Below are 17,314 nucleotides of genomic sequence, written 5' to 3' on the forward strand. Positions count from 1 at the left end.
GTGCGGGCGGTCGTGCGGTGGATCGCCGTCGGCGCCCGGGTGGCCTGCCGGAGCCGCGTGTCGGCCGGGCGCGGGACGTCGATCGGTCGGCGGCGGCGACGGGTGGATGCCGGTGGGCACCCAACCGATGCCGGGAGGCCTCCGAAAGAGACCGGGGGGCTGGTCCGGGACCCGATGCTGGGCCAGCCTCTCACCCCGGTGTCTCCGTCGGCGACGGGAGGCCCGGACGCGCCGAGGACCCGCTCACTGCTGCTGGACGGAGAAGACGTTGCCCGCCGGGTCGGCGAACCAGGCGATGTCGGGACCCATGCCGCGCTCGCGCCCGCGCAGCACCTGGCGCTCGTCGGCCCATTCGCCGCCGGCCGTCGGCTCGACCCCGAGGGCGGCCAGGTCGTCGAGCGCCGCGTCGACGTCGTCGACGACGAAGTTCAGCACCGTGAAGGTGGCGGGCACGTGGTCGGGCTTGCCGTAGACGAGCACGGGCACGTCGGAACCGGGCAGCTCGAGCTGGGCCATCTGCCCCGACGCGAGTACGCGCACCGAGAGGCCGAGCACGCCCCCGTAGAAGGCGACGGCCGCGTCGACGTCGTCGACGCTGATGCCGCTGTAGGCACTCGTGGGACGGAACATCGGGTCCTCCTCGGTCGGTGGGGCCAGTCTGCCCCCGCCCGCCGACGTCGGTCCACCCCGGGGCGCACACGATGGGACGGAGTCGCGCCTAGACGAACCGGACGGTCTGCTGGAGGCGCTCACGCACCTCGAAGACGTCGGAGAGCGACGTGCGGTCGCCGAGCTCGGGACCGTGGCGGAGCACCTGCGGCAGCAGCGACCGCCGCAGCACCCAGGTGCCCCGGCGCCCGCGGCCGACCTGCTCGAGGGCGGGGCCGAAGTCGTCGTCGGGCACGACGATCAGGTGGTGGGTGAACGAGACGCGGGTCTCCTTGCGGACGGCCCGGGCCTGGCGCGTCAGGTCGCGGACCGGCTGCTCGTCGACCGGGATCCCGTCGCCGACGAGCTCGCCGCGGACGACCGCGACCTCGCTCCCCCAGTCGGACGACTGGACGGCGAACAGCCCGGAGGGGCCGAGCACGATGTGGTCGAGCTTGCCCTCGGGCCCCGCGTCGACGTCGCTCCAGACCGTGAAGCCGATGCCGAGCTCGGTGACGACCGCCACCGTGGCCTCCTCCGAGAGCGCGTCGGCGAGGACGTGCCGGATCTCCGGCGGGGCGCTGCGCACGAGCGACTCGTCGTAGGGGTCGTCGAGGGGCACCCCGCGGCCGACCCACTCGCGCATGAGCGAGAGGTAGCGCTCCCGGTTCGCGCCGCCCGGGTGGCCGTGCACGCGGGCACGCGGCTTCGAGTCGGTGCGGTGCGGGCCGGGCGTCGGCGGGCCCCAGGTGAACGGGACGGTGCCGGGCCCCGCGGTGCCGGAGCCGGGACGCTGGGTCGGACGGCCGCGGTCGTAGCGGGCCCGCGCCTCCGGCGTGCCGACCTGCTCCCAGGCGAGCTGCAGCGAGCGGAACGCGGAGGCGCTGCCCCCGAGGTCGGGATGGGTCGCCCGCGCGAGGCGGCGGTACGCCCGCCGGAGGTCGTCGTCGGTGGCCGTCGCCGGGACGCCGAGCACCTCGTAGGGGGTGGCGGAGGCGGGGCTGGGCGTCACGAGGACGACGATACCGGGCGCCGCCTGGGGCGCCGCCGACCGGCAGGGCCCGCGGGGCCGACCCGGTCAGGGACGCGTCGACGCGGTGGTCAGTCCGTCGCCGAGACGCGGGCGGAGCGCGCCGCCCTGGCCGCACGCCAGGCCCGCCAGCGGAGCCGCGCCTTGTGCGCGAGGCCGCGCACCCACTGCGTGATGCGGTGGGCCGCGGGGAACTCCGTGCCGAGCAGGGCGACGCCGAGGAAGACGATGAGCCAGCCGGGTCCCGGCAACGGGACCAGGACGAGCCCGACGACGATGACGAGGACGCCGATCACCGCCACGCCGACCTTCCAGGCTCGACGGAGGTGCGGCCGGTGCTCGAGGGCCGCCCGGCGCTCCTGCCAGCGCCTGCGGGTGGCCGCCCAGCGGCCGTGGCCGGCCGCCCCGGGCGGGGTCGCCTCGTCGCGCGGCGGTGTCGGCGGGGTGTGGGTCATGGGGAGATCGTAGGGAGGCGGGCTGGCAAGCCGCACCGCGCCTCCTGCGGGCGGGCTGTGCGAGGAGGGGACGAGGCCGGTGACGATCCTGGGAGCGGGCGGGGCCCGGGAGGCGTAGCCAGGGTGCATGGACTACACACACTTGGGACGCACGGGGTTGTCCGTCTCGCGGGCGGTGCTCGGCACGATGAACTTCGGGCCGCAGACCACCGAGGACGACTCGCACGCGATCATGGACCGGGCCCACGAGCTGGGCGTCAACTTCTTCGACACCGCGAACGTCTACGGATGGGCGAAGGGCGAGGGCATCACCGAGCAGATCATCGGGCGGTGGTTCGCGAAGGGCGGCGGTCGCCGCGAGAAGACCGTGATCGCCACGAAGCTGTACGGCGACATGAGCGACTGGCCCAACGGCGGCAAGCTCAGCGCGCTGAACATCCGACGTGCCCTCGACGAGAGCCTCACGCGGCTGCAGACCGACCACGTCGACCTTTACCAGTTCCACCACGTCGACCGGGAGACGCCCTGGGACGAGATCTGGCAGGCCATGGAGGTCGCCGTGCAGCAGGGCAAGGTGCTCTACACCGGCAGCAGCAACTTCGCCGGCTGGCACATCGCCCAGGCGCAGGAGGCCGCGAGGTCGCGGCACTTCACCGGCCTCGTCAGCGAGCAGTCGATCTACAACCTCATCGTCCGCGACGTCGAGCGCGAGACCCTGCCCGCCGCCCGGGCCTACGGGCTCGGCATGATCCCCTGGTCGCCGCTCCACGGCGGCCTGCTCGGGGGCGTCATCGAGAAGACCGAGGAGGGCTCGCGCCGCCTCGAGGGCCGCAGCGCCGAGTACGTCGCCGAGCACCGCGAGCAGCTCGAGCAGTACGAGGCCTTCGCCCGGGAGCACGGCACCGCGCCCGGCGAGCTGGCCCTCGCCTGGCTGCTGCACCAGCCGGGCGTCACCGGGCCCATCACGGGCCCCCGCACCATGCAGCAGCTCGAGTCCGCGGTCGCCGCGGTCGACGTGCGGCTGGACGAGGCCGCGCTGGCGCGGCTGGACGAGATCTTCCCCGGGCACGACACGTCGCCCGAGGACTACGCCTGGTAACGAGGAGCACACCGTGAAGACACGCACCATCGGAGACGTCACCGTCAGCGCGATCGGCCTGGGCGGCATGCCGCTGTCGATCGAGGGGCGGCCCGACGAGAAGCAGGGCATCGCGACGATCCACGCGGCGCTCGAGCAGGGCATCACCCTGATCGACACCGCCGACGCCTACCACCAGCCCGGCACGCACGAGGTCGGCCACAACGAGCTGCTCGTCGCGAAGGCGGTCGCGAGCTTCCACGGCGACACGTCGGACGTGCTCGTCGCCACGAAGGGCGGCCACCTCCGCCCCGAGGCCGGCTCGTGGGCCCAGAACGGCGACCCGGCCTACCTTAAGGAGGCGGCGCGCGCCTCCGCGAAGCGGCTCGGGGTCGACGCCGTCGGCCTGTACCAGTTCCACCGGCCCGACCCGGCGGTGCCCTACGCCGACTCGGTCGGTGCCCTGGCCGAGCTGCTCGACGAGGGCGTGATCCGCATGGCGGGCATCTCGAACGCCACCGTGGCGCAGATCCGCGAGGCGAACGAGGTGCTCGACGGGCGGCTCGTCTCGGTGCAGAACCAGTACTCCCCCGCGTTCACCTCGAGCGAGGAGGAGCTCGTCGCCTGCGACGAGATGGGCATCGCCTTCCTGCCCTGGAGCCCGCTCGGCGGCATCACGAACGCGGCCGACCTCGGCTCGCGCCACGCGGTCTTCGCCGAGATCGCGAACGCCCGTCGCATCACGCCCCAGGTGCTGACCCTCGCGTGGGAGCTCGCGAAGAGCGAGCTCGTCATCCCGATCCCCGGGTCGACCCGTCCGCAGACGATCATGAACTCCGCGACGGCCACCACGATCAAGCTGTCGTCGGACGAGGTGCAGCGGCTCGACGCCGCGGTCGCGGGCTGACCCGCACGGCACGGCGGGCGAGCCCCGCGGTGCCGACGGGACCACAGCGAGGAGGCGCGCTCCGGCCAGGGCCGGGGCGCGCCTCCTCGTGTGCTCGGCCCCGGCGCCGCGGGGCCCGGGCCGGGCGGTCAGCGGGCCTGGGCCCGGCGGTGCTCCCGGTCGACGACGTCGGCGCGCAGCTCGGCCGTGCGGGCCCGACGGGCGGCCCGCTGGAGCACCGCGGCGACGACCGCGGCGAGGACGACGAACGCGCCGTACGCCGTGAGGACCGTCGCGATGCCGGCCGTGGGGACGAAGACGCCGGCGAGGACGCTCGGCACGCCGAAGGCGAGGTAGCTCGCGACGTAGACGCTCGAGAGGACGCCCGCGCGGGCGTCGGCCGGGGCCTCGGCGAGGACGAGGCGGAGGCCCGCCTGGAACCCGGCGCCGAAGCCGACGCCGCCCACGACGGCCGCGACGACGAAGAGCGGCAGCGACGAGGTCCAGATCGCGGCGACGAGGCCGACCGGGCCGAGGACGAGGGCGACGACCCCGACCCCGAGGCTGCGCCGGGCGTCCGCGCGCTGGATGGCGACGCCGGTGAGGGCGCCGGTGCCCGTGAAGAGGCCGATCGCGGCGCCGGTCAGCGCCGGGCTCGCGAAGCCGAAGGTCGTGTGCAGCACCGTGCCGATGAAGGCGAGGAAGAGCCCGCCGAGCGCCCAGCTCGCGATCATGCAGCCGACGACGGCGACGAACACCCGTCGTGCCTCGCCCGGCACCCGCAGCGACGGCACGAGCGAGCGGAGCGCCCCGCGGCTGCGGGGCACCCGCTCGGGCGTGACGGCGACCGCGACGCCGCAGGCGACCATGGCCCCGGCGAGCACGAGGTAGACGAGGTGCTGCGGCCACGGCCCGAACTGCACGAGGAGGCCGCTCGCGACCGCGCCGACCGTGAGGGCGACGGGCGGCGTCACGCCGTTGAGGAAGGCCGCCAGCGCAGGCCTCGAGGCGGGCTGGTGGTCGATCATGCCCGCGCCGAGGGCACCGGTCGCGAGGCCGATCGCGAGGCCTTGGAGCACGCGCGCCGTGATCAGCGTCGCCTCGTCGGTCGCGACCGAGAACACGAGCATCGCCGAGACCGAGACGACGAGGCCTGCGAGCACGAGCGGGCGCCGGCCGACGTGGTCGGAGAGGCGGCCCGCGGTGAGCAGCGTCGCGAGGAGGCCGGCGACGTACACCGCGAAGACGACCGTGAGGGCCAGCGGCGAGAGGTGCCACTCGGCCTGGTACACGGGGTAGAGCGGCGACGGCGCCGAGCCGCTCGCCACGAGGACGAGCAGGGTCAGCGCGTACGTGACGAGGCCGGCGGGGCCGCGGGGCGGAGCGACCGGGTCGGAGGACGGGGCCGGGGCCGGGATCGTGGGGTGGGCTGCGGTGTGCACGCGGGGCGCGCCTCCTCGTGGTCGGGTCCGGGACGGGGTCGCCTCGTCGTCGAGGGGCGGCTGCACGACAGCCGTCGAAGTCTGCAGAACGTGCACCGACCGCCGGGCATTCCCCCGCCCGTGCCCCGGCGCGGCCGGACGCCGCCCGGCCTCGAGGGCAGACTGGGGCGATGCCCGCCACCGTCACCTTCCCCAACGGCACCACCGCGCCCGCCCTCGGCCAGGGCACCTGGAACATGGGCGACGACCCGCGCCGCCGCCCCGCCGAGCTCGAGGCCCTGCGCACCGGCCTGGACCTCGGGCTGACGCTCGTCGACACCGCCGAGATGTACGGCTCGGGCCGCTCCGAGCAGCTCGTCGGGGAAGCGATCGCCGGGCGCCGCGACGAGGTCTTCCTCGTGAGCAAGGTGCTGCCGGGCAACGCGTCGCGACGGGGCACCGTCGACGCCTGCCACGCCAGCCTCGAGCGGCTCGGCACCGACCACCTCGACCTCTACCTGCTGCACTGGCGCGGCGGCCACCCGCTCGCCGACACGGTCGAGGCGATGGAGGCGCTGGTCGCCGAGGGCGCGGTCGGCGGCTGGGGCGTCAGCAACTTCGACGTCGACGACCTCGACGACCTCGCCGCGGCGACCGGCGGCGGCTCGACCAGCGGGCCGCAGACCGACCAGGTGCTCTACAACCTGGGTCGCCGTGGGCCCGAGCACGCCCTCTTGCCGCGCCTCCGTGCGGACGGCCTGCCGCTCATGGCCTACTCGCCGGTCGAGCAGGGCGAGCTCGCCCGGCACCCGCTCGTCGCCTCGGTCGCCGCCGACCTCGGCGTCACCGCCGCGCAGCTCGCCCTCGCCTGGGTGCTGCGGCTCGTGCCCGACGCGTTCGCCGTCGTCAAGGCGGGCACGGCCGAGCACGCCCGCGAGAACGCAGCCGCCCGCGAACTCGACATCGACGACCAGGCCTTCGTGCAGCTCGAGCGGGAGTTCCCGGCACCCGCCGGGGCGACGCCGCTCGAGATGCTCTGAGCCGGGGACGCGGCGAGGTGTCGGCGCTGCGCGAGTTCGGCTCGGGGGTCGCGTTCCTCGGCCGCGGGCTGCGCCTCTGGGGAACGTCGCCCCGGCTCATGCTGCTGGGTGCCGTGCCGGCCCTCCTCGTCGGCACCGTCTTCGTCGGCCTGCTCGTCGTCGTGAACGGCTTCGCCGACGACTGGGCCGTCGTCCTCACGCCGTGGGCCTCGGACTGGCCCGGCTGGGCCGCCAGGACGGCCCGGGTCGCGACCGGCCTGGCGATCGCCGCCCTCGCCGTGCTGCTGGCCGTGTTCACCTTCACCGCGGTCACGCTGCTCGTCGGCGACCCGTTCTACGAGCGGATCTGGCGGCACGTCGAGCAGCGGGAGGGCGACGCGCCGCCCGAGGTCGACACCGGCTTCTGGCGCGGGCTCGGCCGCGGCCTCGGCGACTCGGTGCGGCTGCTGCTCGCCACCGGCGCGGTCGGCCTGCTTCTCTTCGTGGGCGGCTTCGTGCCGGTGGTGGGACAGACGGTCGTGCCGGTGACGGCGGCGCTGACGGGCGGGTGGTTCCTGGCCGTCGAGCTGACGGGCTACGCCTTCGACGCCCGCGGACGGACCCTGCGACAGCGTCGGCGGGAGCTCGGCCTCCGACGGGCCCGCACGCTCGGGTTCGGCACGGCGACCTGGTTGTCGTTCTTCGTCCCGCTCGGTGCCGTGGTGGTCATGCCCGCCGCGGTGGCGGGGGCGACCCTGCTCGTCCGCGACGTGGCGGGCGGCGACGGGAAGGCGACCCGGCCCGACGAAAGTAGAGTCGACGGGTCCGCCGCACGACCCGAGAGGCCCCACCCGTGATCGAGATCCTCACCCCCGCCGAGCTGACCCGCGCCCGCGAGACCGGCCGTCTCGTCGGCGAGATCCTGCATGAGCTCGAGCGACGGGCGACCGTCGGCACCAACCTGCTCGAGCTCGACGAGCTGACCCGGCAGATGATCGTCGAGGCCGGGGCCACGTCGTGCTACGTCGACTACGCGCCCTCGTTCGGGCGCGGGCCCTTCGGCCACTACGTGTGCACGGCCGTCAACGACGCGGTGCTGCACGGGCTCCCCCACGACTACGCCCTCCGCGACGGCGACCTGCTCACGCTCGACCTCGCGGTCGTGCTCGACGGAGTCGCCGCCGACTCGGCCCTGAGCACCGTCGTCGGGACGACCGCCCGCCCCGAGGACCTCGCCATGATCGAGACGACCGAGCGCGCCCTCGCCGCGGCGATCGCGGAGGTGCGGCCCGGCGCCCGCGTCGGCGACCTCTCGCACGCGATCGGCAGCGTCCTGACCGGCGAGGGCTACCCCGTCAACCTCGAGTTCGGCGGCCACGGCATCGGCTCGACCATGCACCAGGACCCGCACGTCGCGAACGACGGCCGACCCGGCCGCGGCTACCGACTGCGACCCGGGCTGATGCTCGCGATCGAGCCGTGGGTCATGCAGGACACCGACGTGCTCGTCACCGACGACGACGGCTGGACGCTGCGCAGCTCGACCGGTTGCCGCACGGCCCACAGCGAGCACACCGTCGCCGTCACCGAGGACGGCGTCGAGGTGCTGACGCAGCGACCGGCCTGAGCGGGCGCCCGCGGCGCCGACGGGGTACGACGGAGAGGTGAGCCTCGACGACGACGACACCGTGACCCCGTCCGCCCCCGCACCCGCCGGCACGGCGAGCCGGGAGGCACGCTCGTGACGATCGAGCGGGCCGAGGTCGTCGTCACGAGCCCCGACCGCAACTTCGTCACCCTGCAGATCACCACGACCGACGGCGTCACCGGCCTCGGCGACGGCACGCTGAACGGCCGCGAGCTCGCGGTGGTGGCCTACCTGCGCGAGCACGTCGTCCCGCTGCTGATCGGCCGCGACGAGCGGAACATCGAGGACACCTGGCAGTTCCTCTACCGCAGCGCCTACTGGCGACGCGGCCCGGTGACCATGGCCGCGATCGCCGCCGTCGACGTCGCCCTCTGGGACATCAAGGCGAAGGTCGCCGGCATGCCGCTCTACCAGCTGCTCGGCGGCGCCTCCCGCACCGGCCTGCTCACCTACGGCCACGCCTCCGGCAAGGACCTGGAGGAGCTCTTCGACAGCGTGCGCGACCACCAGGAGCAGGGTTACAAGGCGATCCGCGTCCAGACCGGCGTGCCGGGGCTGACGTCGATCTACGGCATCGCCTCGAACGCGACGTTCGACGCCAACGCGGGCGTCCGCTACGACCACGAACCCGCTCAGCGCGGGGCCCTGCCGAACGAGGAGGACTGGGACACGCGCTCGTACCTCCGCCACGTGCCGACAGTGTTCGAGGCGGTCAGGAACGAGTTCGGCCCCGAGATCCCGCTGCTGCACGACGGCCACCATCGCATGACGCCGATCCAGGCCGCGTCGCTCGGCAAGAGCCTCGAGCCGTACGACCTCTTCTGGCTCGAGGACGTCACGCCCGCCGAGAACCCCGAGGCGCTGCGGCTCGTGCGCCAGCACACGACGACCCCGCTCGCGATCGGCGAGATCTTCAACACCGTCTGGGACTACCAGCAGATCGTCCGCGAGCAGCTGATCGACTACGTCCGCAGCGCCGTCACCCACACCGGCGGGATCACCCACCTGCGCCGGGTGCTCGACTACGCGGCGCAGTACCAGATCAAGTCGGGCATGCACGGGCCGACCGACATCTCGCCGGTCGGCATGGCCGCGGCGATGCACCTCGGGCTCGCGATCCACAACTTCGGCATCCAGGAGTACATGAAGCACGGCGCGCGGACCGACGAGGTCTTCCGCCAGAGCTTCACCTTCGTCGACGGCATGCTGCACCCGGGCGAGCAGCCGGGCATCGGCGTCGAGCTCGACCTCGAGGCGGCCGCCGCCCACCCGTACGAGCAGGCCTACCTGCCGTACAACCGCCTCGCCGACGGGACCGTGCACGACTGGTGACGCCTCCGCCGTGATCGTCCCGGGGCGCCGGAGGCGCGGGGCGGCCGGGCACGGCCGTCCCGTCCCCGGGTCACTCCCCCGCGTACGCGGCGCACAGCTCGGCGACGACGAGCCGGCCCATGCCCATCATCGCCTGCATGGCCCGACCGGCCCCGGCGGGGTCGGACCCGCCGAGGGTCTCGCCCATGACCGACGGGACGATCTGCCACCAGAATCCCCATCGGTCGCGCACCCAGCCGCAGCGGCCCTCCTGGCCGCCGTCGGCCGCGAGGGCGTCCCACAGCCGGTCGACCTCGGGCTGGTCGCCCACGGGCACCGACAGCGAGACGGCCTCGTTGGGCGTGAACCCGGGGCCGCCGTTCAGGGCCTGGAACGGCTGGCCGTCGAGCTCGAAGTCGACGACGAGCTCCCGGCCGGCGAGAGCCGGGTCGGGGAAGTCGTCGGGGTACCGCGAGACGTCGACGACGCGCGACGCCGGGAAGAGCGAGACGTAGAACCGGGCTGCGGCCTCGGCCTCGCCGTCGAACCAGAGGACGGGGGTGATGCGGGGCACGGTGCGCCTCCTCGTGTCGGTCGCGTCGGCGTCGGTGCCGGTCGCTGGCGCCCAGGCTAGACCCCCGTGGGGCTCAGGCGAAGAGCGCCTCGATCGGCCCGCGGACGAAGAACACGACGAAGCCGGCGGCGACGATCCAGAGCAGCGGGCTGATGCCGCGGGCCCGGCCCGAGAACGCGCGGACGAGCACCCAGCTCACGAAGCCGACGCCGATGCCGTTCGCGATCGAGTAGGTCAGCGGCATGACGACGATCGTGAGGAAGACCGGCAGGGCGACGCTGAAGTCGGTCCAGTCGATGTCCTTGATCTGCGACACCATGAGCGCGCCGACGATGACGAGCGCGGCCGCCGCCACCTCGAGCGGCACCACCTGGGTCAGCGGCGTGAAGAACATCGCGAGGATGAACAGCACGCCCGTCACGACCGACGCGAAGCCGGTGCGGGCGCCCTCGCCGATGCCCGAGGCCGACTCGACGAAGACGGTGTTCGACGACGAGCTCGTCGCGCCGCCCGCGACCGCGCCGACGCCCTCGATGATGAGCGCGCTGCGCAGGCGCGGGAAGGTGCCCTTCTCGTCGGCGACGTCGGCCGCCTTCGCGAGCCCGGTCATCGTGCCCATGGCGTCGAAGAAGTTCGTGAACACGAGCGTGAAGACGAGCATGACGCCCGACAGCCAGCCGATGCGCGCGAAGGCCCCGAAGCTCACGTCGCCGACGAGCGACAGGTCGGGCAGGGCCACGATCTGGGTCGGCACGACGGGCGCGTTGAGGTTCCAGTCGTCCAGGTTCTGGCCGTTCGAGGTCGGCACCTGGAAGATCGCCTGCAGCACGATGGCGACGACGGTCGTGGCGACGATGCCGATGAAGATCGCGCCGCGCACCCGGCGGGCCATGAGCACCCCGATGACCACGAGGCCGATGACGAACGTGATGGTCGGCAGGGTCGCGATCGATCCCTCGCTGCCGAGCTGCACGGGCGGCGACGCGAGGCCGCTGGTGCGGACGAAGCCGGAGTCGACGAGGCCGATGAACGCGATGAACAGGCCGATGCCCACGGTGATGGCCGTCTTGAGCGCCGCCGGGACGGCGTTGAAGATCAGGCCGCGGAGGCCCGTCACGGCGAGGATCGTGATGATCAGCCCGTTGATCACGACGAGGCCCATCGCCTCGGGCCAGGTGACGTCCTGCACGACGTTCACCGCGAGGAACGAGTTGATGCCGAGCCCGGCCGCGAAGGCGAACGGGAGGCGCGCGACGGCCCCGAAGAGGATCGTCATGACGCCTGCGGTGAGGGCGGTGACCGCGCCCACCTGGCTGTTCTGCAGCCAGCCGCCCACGACGTCGGTCGCCGCCTGGTCGGCGCTGAACCCGCCGAGGATCAGCGGGTTGAGGATGACGATGTAAGCCATGGTCACGAAGGTGACGATGCCGCCGCGGGCCTCGCGGGCCCAGCTCGAGCCGCGGGCCGTGATCTCGAAGTAGCGGTCGAGCGTGCCGACGGTGCCGGGTCGCGGCGTGCGGGTGCCCGAGGGCGCGGTGGACGACATAGAGCGGCTCCGAGGGGGTGGGGGCGACGGGGGCGCGCACGGCTCTGGGCGCCTTCCCAGCTTACGGTGCCGTCCGGCCCCCGTCGGTCTCGACGACCGCGGCGACGAGAGCCGCCACGACGTCGGTGTCGGCGAGGGCGGCGGGCAGCCCGAGCGGCACGCGGCGACCGGCCACCTCGACGACGGTGCGGAGCGTCGCGGGGCCGACCCGCGCCTCCGGCGTGCGGTGGGCGAGGGCCTCGAGCCAGTGGCACTCCTGCTCGATCCACCTGGTGTGCAGGGCGTAGGGCTCGTCGCCGGGTGCGGCGAAGGCCGGCTCGTCGAGCAGGTGCCGGTGGAAGGGCACGGTCGTGACCGGGCCCTCGAGCACGAGGTCGTGGAGCGCCCGACGGGCACGGCGGAGTGCCTCGTCACGGTCGCGGCCCTGCACCACGAGGGTGAGCAGCAGCGGGTCGCGGCCCGGGGGCAGCTCGTCGCCCGTCGCGCAGCCCTCGTCGACGCGGACGCCCGGGCCGCCGGGCAGGCGGAGCGACGCCACCGGGGCGAGGGCGGGCAGGAAGCCGCGGCCGGCGTCCTCCGCCGTGACCCGGAAGGAGACCGCGTGGCCGACGGGCGTCGGGGTCTCGAGCACCTCGGTGGGCAGGCCCTGCGCGACGAGCAGCTGCTGGCGCACGAGGTCGACGCCGGCGACCTGCTCGGTGAGGGCGTGCTCGACGGAGAGCGCCGTGCCGACCTCGAGGAAGGACACGACGCCGGCCTGCGACACGAGGAACTCGACCGTGCCCGCGCCGCGGTAGCGGACGGACGAGCAGAGCGCGACGCTGACGTCGGTCACGACGGCGAGCTGCTCGTCGTCGAGGAAGGGCGCCGGCGCCTCCGCGACGAGCTTCTGGTGCCGGCGCTGCGTCGAGCAGTCGCGCGTGCCGACGACGACGACGCCGCCCTCGCCGTCGCCGAGCACCTGGGCCTCGACGTGCCGCGGGCGGTCGAGGTACTGCTCGACGAAGACCTCGCCGCGGCCGAAGACGGACGCCGACTCGCGCACGGCCGAGTCGAGCAGGTCGGCGACCTCGTCGAGGCGCCTCGCGACCCGCAGCCCCTGGCCGCCGCCGCCGTGCGCCGCCTTGAGCGCGACCGGCAGGCCGTGGCGCTGGGCGAACGCGACGGCCTCGTCGGCCCGCCGGATCGCCCGGGAGGTGCCGACGACGAGCGGCGCCCCGACCTCCTCGGCGAGGGCCCTCGCGGAGACCTTGTCGCCCAGCAGCTCCATCGTCTCGGGGTCGGGACCGACCCAGGTGAGGCCGGCGGCGACGACCCGACGCGCGAACTCCGCGTTCTCGGAGAGCGGGCCGCAGCCGGGGTGCACCGCGTCGGCGCCGCTGCGCTCGGCGACGTCGAGCAGGGCCTGCATGTCGCGGTACCCGTCGAGGTCGCCCGGCACGCTCGGCAGCGCGAAGGCCTCGTCGGCGGCCGCGACGTGGAGGGAGCCCGCGTCGTCGTCGGCGTGGACGGCGATCGAGCGGACGCCGAGGTCGGCGCAGGCCCGGGCGATGCGGACGGCGACCACGCCGCGCTCCGCGATGAGCAGGGCCCTCACTGCTCGACCCCGCGCTCCGCGGCGAGCCGCTCGTCGAGGTGTGCGTCGCGTCGACCGCCGCGTCGACCCGCGCCGAGCTCGGGACCGGGCACGACGCGGAACCGCACCTGCGCCCCGACCGGCACCTGCGCCGCCCGGTCGAGCTGGTCGCCGACGACGCAGGCCACGACCGGGTAGCCGCCCGTCACCGGGTGGTCGGCCATGAAGAGCACCGGCTGGCCCGACGGGGGCACCTGCAGGGCGCCCGAGACGGTGGCCTCGCTCGGCAGCTCGCCCTCGACGGCGCGGTCGAGCGGCACGTCGCCCTCGAGCCGGAGGCCGATGCGGTTCGACTGGCCCGTGACCGTCCACCGCTGCGTGGTGAGCCGCTCGACCGCCGCGGGGGTGAACCAGTCGTCGCGCGGCCCGAGCACGACGTCGAGGAAGGTCACCTCGTCGGGCGCGGACACCGACGGCTGGGCGTCGGGAGCGGCGGCGGCGACGCTCTCGGACCAGGCATGCCCCACGCCGAGCTCGTCGCCCGCCCGCAGGCGCTCCGGCCCGAGATGGGCGAGCACGTCGCCCGACGCGCTGTCGAGCACGGGCTCGACGTCCCAGCCGCCGCGGACGGCGAGGTACGAGTACACGCCCCGGGGAGGCGCGCCGACGGTGAGCACGTCGCCGTCGTCGAGCGCGAAGGCCGCCCCGATCGCCGCGGTGCGCGGGCCGCTCGCCCCGTCGATCGTGATCGGCACGGGCGCACCGGAGACCGCGAGGACGAGGTCGCCCCGGGCCGCCGCACGCAGGCCGCCGTAGGCCATCTCGAGCGCGGCCGAGCCGGTGGCGGCGCCGACGAGGCGGTTCGCCTCGCGGAGGGCGCGGTGGTCCATCGCCCCGGAGCGCGAGACGCCGAGGCCGGAGCGGCCGGGCCGCCCGAGGTCCTCGAGGATCGAGTGGGGGCCGGGCGCGGCGACCACGAGGGCGCGCTCGGGGCGCGGGGCGGCGTCGCCGGGGGCGGCCGGCGTGGCGGTCGCCGTCGCGGTCCCGTCACCCGCCTCGGGCGTCGCCGTCGACTCCGTCAGGGCCTCGACGAAGCGGACGCGCATGCCGGGCTGCAGCAGGGCGGGCACGCGCTCGGCCAGGTCCCACAGGGGCACGTCGGTGCGGCCGACGATCTGCCATCCCCCCGGGCTCTCACGCGGGTAGACGCCGGAGAACTCGCCGGCCAGGGCGACCGCTCCGGCGGGGACGTGGGTGCGCGGGGTCGACCGGCGCGGCACCGCCAGGTCGGGGTCGCCGCCCGAGAGGTAGGCGAAGCCCGGGGCGAAGCCGGTGAACGCCACCGTGTACGTCGCCGCGGTGTGCCGGTCGACGACCTCGTCGGGCGAGAGGCCGCTGAGGCGCGCCACCTCGTCGAGGTCGACGCCGTCGTAGTGCACGGGGATCTCGACGAGCCGGCCCTCGGTCGCCGCGTCGCGCGAGTTCGGGAGCGACCGCACGACGCTCATGAGGGACGCCACGGGCAGCAGGGCGGGCAGGAAGCGCACCGCCACGGTGCGCGGCGCGGGCACGACGTCGAGGATGCCCGCGACCGGCTGCGCGAGGAGGGCGCCGAAGAGCGCGAGCGACTCGTCGAGGCCCTCGGTCTCGATGAGGATGCCGTCGGTGCCGAGCGGGAGGACGCGCGAGCCCGCGACCGCCGCGCCGAGGTCGACGGGCTCGGAGTGGACGGGCCGGTCGTCGGGGGCACCGCCGGGTCCGCGGTCAGGGTCGTGGCCATGCTCGGGCTCGTGCTCGCTGACGTCGCCCTCCGTGGCGGCCTCGACGAGTTCGTGGTCGCGGTCGGGATCGCTCACGAGGTCACCGCCGGGCGGGGCACGAACGAGCGCACGGCGACGCCGGCGCCCTCGAGCCCGTCGCGGACGGCCCGGGCGATCGCGACGGCGCCCGGGGTGTCGCCGTGGACGCACACCGACCCGGCGTCGAGCTCGACCTCGGTGCCGTCGACGGCCGTCACGCGGCCCGTCTCGACGAGGGCGAGCACGCGGTCGCGGATCTCGGCCGGGTCGTGCAGCACCGCACCGGGCTCACGGCGCGGGACCAGCTCGCCCGAGGCGGTGTAGCCGCGGTCGGCGAAGGCCTCGGCGACGGTGGCGAGCCCCGCCTCGGCGGCACGGCGGAGGAACGCCGACCCGGCGAGCCCGACGACGACGAGCGAGGCGTCGGAGCGGACGACCGCCTCGACGACCGCGGCGACGTGGGCCCGGCCGCGCTCGTCGTCGCGGGCGATGGTGTTGTAGAGCGCGCCGTGCGGCTTGACGTAGCGGACCGTGCCCCCGACGGCCCGGGCCAGGCCGGTCAGGGCACCGACCTGGTAGACGACGTCGCCGACCAGCTCGGGGCCGGAGGCGTCGACGTAGCGCCGCCCGAAGCCGACGAGGTCGCGGTAGGCGACGTGCGCCCCGACGACGACGCCGCGACGGTGGGCGGCGTCGACGACGCGCAGCAGCGACTCGGGGTCGCCGGCGTGGAACCCGCACGCGACGTTGGCGCTCGTGACGACGTCGAGCATGGCGTCGTCGTCGCCGAGCGCCCACCGGCCGAAGCCCTCGCCGAGGTCGGCGTTGAGGTCGATGGTCGTCATGGCGGAGGCCTTCCGTGCGGCTCGGTGCGGGCGGGCGGTGCGTTCGGGATGCGCAGTCGGTCGCCGTCGAGCGTACCGGCAGCCCCCGACGTCAGGAGGCGCGGCGGATGGCGAGCGAACGGGTCACGAGCGGCCACTGCAGCGGCAGGCGGGCCACGGCGACGACGGTGCGGACGCGGGAGGCGCGGGCGCTGCGGACCGACCGCCACGCCATCGAGACGTTCGCCGGGAACACGGCGACGAAGAGGGCCGCCGCGAGGGCCCCGCCCTGCCGCCGCGTCGTGCGCGAGGCGAGGGCGCCCGCGACGACCAGCTCGGCGACGCCGGAGGCGAGGGTCCAGGCGCGGGCCGGGCCGGGCAGGGAGCGAGGCACGATCGAGTCGAACGGGGCGGGCCGCACGAGGTGCAGCACCCCGCTCGTGCCGAGCAGGACGGCGAGCCCGCGGGCGGTGGACGCGGCGGCGGCCGGGCCGACGGGGGCGGGGCGGGTGTCTCGGGGGCTCATGCGGTCCATCTTGCTCGCCCGCGCCTCCTCGTCGGGTGTCCGTCGGCCGGGGCGGGCCGGTCAGACCATGCGGCTGACGCCGCGGCTCATGATGGCCGAGGTGAGCGCGTCGACCGGCTCGCGGGGCGCCGCCGGGTTGGCCACGAGCACGTAGTCGACGTCGCCGAGGTCGGGCAGCTCGAAGCGCGTGCTGACCTTGACGAGGTCGGTCGGGATGAGCGAGAACGGGAAGACGGCGACGCCCATGCCGGCCCGCACGGCCGCCAGCACGCCGTTCACGTCGCGCGTGTTGCAGGTGATGCGCCAGGTGCGGCCCGCGGCCTCGAGGGCGTCGATGGCCAGCTGGCGGCTGATGCTCGGCGCCTGGTAGACGATGAGCGGGACGGGGCCGTCGCGCTCGACGACGAGCTTCTCCTGCCCGATCCAGACCATGGCGTCGCCGGCGACGCGGGTGCCCCCGGCCGCCTCGCCCGCGGTCTGCTTGACGAAGATGAGGTCGAGGTGGCCGCTGGCCAGGCGACGGCGGAGCGGTGCGCTCTGGTTGACCGTGAGCTCGAGGTCGATCTGCGGGTAGAGCTGGCGGAAGTGCCGCAGGATGCGCGGCAGCTGCGTGATGGCGAGGTCGTCGGCGGCGCCGAACCGGAGGCGCCCGCGCATGGCCGAGCCGCTGAAGTAGCTCTCGGCGGCGGCGTGGGCGGCGAGGATCGTGCGGGCGAACCCCGCCATCGCGTCGCCGGCGTCGGTCAGCCGCACCTCGCGCGTGTCGCGCGTGACGAGCAGTCGGCCGACGGACTTCTCGAGGCGGCCGACGTGCTGGCTCACCGTGGGCTGGCTGATGCCGAGGCGGAGGCCGGCGCCGGTGAAGCTGCGGGTCTCGGCGACCGCGAGGAACGTCGTCAGCAGGGCGGGGTCGTACACGGCGAGCGCCTCCTCCACGGTGTCGGTCGGGCTGCTCATTCACGGATCGAATGGC

General features: G+C 74.9%; 17 protein-coding genes. 6 read left to right on the forward strand and 11 right to left on the reverse strand.

Annotated elements, in window-relative coordinates:
* Positions 1–243: 243 nt before the first annotated feature.
* The 3 genes from EDF38_RS08165 to EDF38_RS08175 all read right to left on the reverse strand — a co-directional run bounded on the left by EDF38_RS08165 (position 244) and on the right by EDF38_RS08175 (position 2,133).
* Entirely contained in the window at positions 244–630 is a 387-nt protein-coding gene (locus EDF38_RS08165) for a VOC family protein (protein WP_123354769.1), read from the reverse strand.
* An 88-nt stretch (positions 631–718) separates the two neighbouring features.
* A complete protein-coding gene (locus EDF38_RS08170; protein ID WP_123354770.1) occupies positions 719–1,660 on the reverse strand; it encodes a nuclease-related domain-containing protein in 942 nt (313 codons plus the stop codon).
* A gap of 89 nt (positions 1,661–1,749) precedes the next feature.
* Positions 1,750–2,133, reverse strand: a complete 384-nt coding sequence (locus tag EDF38_RS08175; protein ID WP_123354771.1) for a PGPGW domain-containing protein — start codon at positions 2,131–2,133, stop codon at positions 1,750–1,752.
* 127 nt (positions 2,134–2,260) lie between these two features.
* On the opposite strand from EDF38_RS08175, the gene EDF38_RS08180 reads away from it, so the two are divergent.
* Together EDF38_RS08180 and EDF38_RS08185 are read left to right on the forward strand one after the other, a co-directional pair.
* Positions 2,261–3,232: an aldo/keto reductase gene (locus tag EDF38_RS08180; protein ID WP_123354772.1), complete on the forward strand. Its 972-nt coding sequence runs from the start codon at positions 2,261–2,263 to the stop codon at positions 3,230–3,232.
* Between the two features lie 13 nt (positions 3,233–3,245).
* Complete coding sequence (locus EDF38_RS08185; protein WP_123354773.1) at positions 3,246–4,118, forward strand: aldo/keto reductase; 873 nt, start codon at positions 3,246–3,248, stop codon at positions 4,116–4,118.
* 128 nt (positions 4,119–4,246) lie between these two features.
* Here the strand turns inward: EDF38_RS08185 and EDF38_RS08190 are convergent, their stop codons facing one another.
* The gene (locus EDF38_RS08190) at positions 4,247–5,539 is read right to left on the reverse strand and encodes an MFS transporter (protein WP_123354774.1); all 1,293 of its coding nucleotides are present in this window, start codon (positions 5,537–5,539) and stop codon (positions 4,247–4,249) included.
* Between the two features lie 170 nt (positions 5,540–5,709).
* Here EDF38_RS08190 and EDF38_RS08195 point away from each other — a divergent pair, with 170 nt between their 5' ends.
* The 4 genes from EDF38_RS08195 (at position 5,710) to manD (ending at position 9,517) form a co-directional block, all read left to right on the forward strand.
* Positions 5,710–6,558, forward strand: coding sequence for an aldo/keto reductase (locus EDF38_RS08195; RefSeq protein ID WP_123354775.1), 849 nt, complete (start codon positions 5,710–5,712; stop codon positions 6,556–6,558).
* Positions 6,559–6,575: 17 nt separating this feature from the next.
* Positions 6,576–7,394 carry an EI24 domain-containing protein gene (locus EDF38_RS08200; protein ID WP_199734611.1) on the forward strand — a complete coding sequence of 273 codons (819 nt, stop codon included), beginning with the start codon at positions 6,576–6,578 and terminating at the stop codon, positions 7,392–7,394.
* Entirely contained in the window at positions 7,391–8,164 is a 774-nt protein-coding gene (gene map / locus EDF38_RS08205; RefSeq protein ID WP_123354776.1) for a type I methionyl aminopeptidase, read from the forward strand. The genes EDF38_RS08200 and map overlap by 4 nt, the downstream gene beginning before the upstream one ends.
* 114 nt (positions 8,165–8,278) lie before the next feature.
* Entirely contained in the window at positions 8,279–9,517 is a 1,239-nt protein-coding gene (manD, locus tag EDF38_RS08210) for a D-mannonate dehydratase ManD (RefSeq protein WP_123354777.1), read from the forward strand.
* Between the two features lie 70 nt (positions 9,518–9,587).
* Here the strand turns inward: manD and EDF38_RS08215 are convergent, their stop codons facing one another.
* The 7 genes from EDF38_RS08215 to EDF38_RS08245 all read right to left on the reverse strand — a co-directional run bounded on the left by EDF38_RS08215 (position 9,588) and on the right by EDF38_RS08245 (position 17,259).
* Positions 9,588–10,070, reverse strand: coding sequence for a VOC family protein (locus tag EDF38_RS08215; RefSeq protein ID WP_123354778.1), 483 nt, complete (start codon positions 10,068–10,070; stop codon positions 9,588–9,590).
* Between the two features lie 73 nt (positions 10,071–10,143).
* The gene (locus EDF38_RS08220) at positions 10,144–11,616 is read right to left on the reverse strand and encodes an NCS2 family permease (RefSeq protein ID WP_123354779.1); all 1,473 of its coding nucleotides are present in this window, start codon (positions 11,614–11,616) and stop codon (positions 10,144–10,146) included.
* Between the two features lie 61 nt (positions 11,617–11,677).
* On the reverse strand, positions 11,678–13,213 hold the full coding sequence (locus tag EDF38_RS08225; protein ID WP_158613332.1) for an acetyl/propionyl/methylcrotonyl-CoA carboxylase subunit alpha: 1,536 nt from the start codon (positions 13,211–13,213) through the stop codon (positions 11,678–11,680).
* On the reverse strand, positions 13,210–15,048 hold the full coding sequence (locus EDF38_RS08230) for an urea amidolyase family protein (protein ID WP_123354781.1): 1,839 nt from the start codon (positions 15,046–15,048) through the stop codon (positions 13,210–13,212). Before EDF38_RS08230 ends, EDF38_RS08225 begins: the two co-directional genes overlap by 4 nt.
* Complete coding sequence (locus tag EDF38_RS08235; protein ID WP_123354782.1) at positions 15,045–15,836, reverse strand: LamB/YcsF family protein; 792 nt, start codon at positions 15,834–15,836, stop codon at positions 15,045–15,047. The genes EDF38_RS08230 and EDF38_RS08235 overlap by 4 nt, the downstream gene beginning before the upstream one ends.
* Positions 15,837–15,927: 91 nt before the next feature.
* Positions 15,928–16,341 carry a hypothetical protein gene (locus EDF38_RS08240; RefSeq protein WP_199734613.1) on the reverse strand — a complete coding sequence of 138 codons (414 nt, stop codon included), beginning with the start codon at positions 16,339–16,341 and terminating at the stop codon, positions 15,928–15,930.
* A gap of 60 nt (positions 16,342–16,401) precedes the next feature.
* Positions 16,402–17,259, reverse strand: a complete 858-nt coding sequence (locus EDF38_RS08245) for a LysR substrate-binding domain-containing protein (protein WP_123355121.1) — start codon at positions 17,257–17,259, stop codon at positions 16,402–16,404.
* Positions 17,260–17,314 lie beyond the last annotated feature (55 nt).

Origin of the sequence: Frigoribacterium sp. PhB160 (assembly GCF_003751785.1) — a bacterium.
Classification (GTDB): Bacteria; Actinomycetota; Actinomycetes; order Actinomycetales; family Microbacteriaceae; genus Frigoribacterium.